General features: G+C 51.4%; 2 rRNA genes. Both read right to left on the reverse strand.

The features are described 5' to 3' along the window. Window positions 1–798, reverse strand: a 23S ribosomal RNA gene (locus J2T20_RS25660); the annotation flags it as partial. A 379-nt stretch (window positions 799–1,177) separates the two neighbouring features. Continuing rightward, window positions 1,178–1,684: ribosomal RNA gene (locus J2T20_RS25665) — 16S ribosomal RNA — on the reverse strand; the annotation flags it as partial.

The raw sequence follows: 1,684 nt of genomic DNA on the forward strand, positions 1-1,684 counted from the left end.
TCAACATGCGTGGGTTCGGGCCTCCAGTGCGTGTTACCGCACCTTCACCCTGGACAGGGGTAGATCACACGGTTTCGGGTCTACGTCCACATACTAATTCGCCCTATTCAGACTCGCTTTCGCTGCGGCTCCGTCTTCTCGACTTAACCTTGCATGTTAAACGTAACTCGCCGGTTCATTCTACAAAAGGCACGCCATCACCCATAGATTGGGCTCTGACTTTTTGTAAGCACACGGTTTCAGGTTCTATTTCACTCCCCTTCCGGGGTGCTTTTCACCTTTCCCTCACGGTACTGTTTCACTATCGGTCGCCAGGTAGTATTTAGCCTTAGCAGATGGTCCTGCTGGATTCATACGGGGTTTCACGTGCCCCGCACTACTCGGGATCCGTCTCGGAGAGAACATGGTTTAGGTTACAGGGCTTTTACCTCTATCGCGGGCCTTTCCAGACCTCTTCACCTACCAGATTCCTTTGTAACTCCATGTGAGACGTCCCACAACCCCAAGGGGCAAGCCCCTTGGTTTAGGCTGTTCCGCGTTCGCTCGCCGCTACTGACGGAATCACTATTGTTTTCTCTTCCTCAGGGTACTTAGATGTTTCAGTTCCCCTGGTCTGCCTCTACATACCCTATGTATTCAGGTATGAGTAACTGCGAATTACCACAGCTGGGTTTCCCCATTCGGACACCCCCGGATCAAAGCTTGCTTACAGCTCCCCGAGGCAGTTTCGTTGTTCGCCACGTCCTTCGTCGGCTCCTGGCGCCTAGGCATCCTCCGTGTGCTCTTATTAGCTTAACCATCACTCCGGTGTTTGGCTTGTTCGCTCATCTTGTTTTGAATAATGCTCGTGGAAAATCCACTCGCCAAGTATTCAAAGCCAAAGGTCGCTTCACAATCCAAAACCTTCGTTTCCAGCTAATAACTAATTCACTTGTTTACACAAGCTTTAGCTAAAAGATGTTCTAAAACGCAAATTCGTTTCGGTATCCAGTTTTCAAGGATCAATCTCGCTTGTTTCCGGGCCAATCACGGATGTGTTGGTCGAAAATAACGAGGATTTTGAGAGCTTAAACTCTCAAAACTGAGCAACGAGTGAGTGGTTCGAACCTTCAAGGGTCCTTATAGAAGCTTACGCTTCTGTTCGAATGTTTCCGTTACAGGAAACGATTCTCCATAGAAAGGAGGTGATCCAGCCGCACCTTCCGATACGGCTACCTTGTTACGACTTCACCCCAATCATCTACCCCACCTTCGGCGGCTGGCTCCCTTGCGGGTTACCCCACCGACTTCGGGTGTTGTAAACTCTCGTGGTGTGACGGGCGGTGTGTACAAGACCCGGGAACGTATTCACCGCGGCATGCTGATCCGCGATTACTAGCAATTCCGACTTCATGCAGGCGAGTTGCAGCCTGCAATCCGAACTGAGACCGGCTTTGTTGGGATTCGCTCCACCTTGCGGTTTCGCAGCCCGTTGTACCGGCCATTGTAGTACGTGTGTAGCCCAGGTCATAAGGGGCATGATGATTTGACGTCATCCCCACCTTCCTCCGGTTTGTCACCGGCAGTCACTCTAGAGTGCCCAGCACTACCTGCTGGCAACTAAAGTTAAGGGTTGCGCTCGTTGCGGGACTTAACCCAACATCTCACGACACGAGCTGACGACAACCATGCACCACCTGTCTCC

The organism is Paenibacillus wynnii (assembly GCF_030812855.1).
GTDB lineage: Bacteria > Bacillota > Bacilli > Paenibacillales > Paenibacillaceae > Paenibacillus_AQ > Paenibacillus_AQ wynnii_A.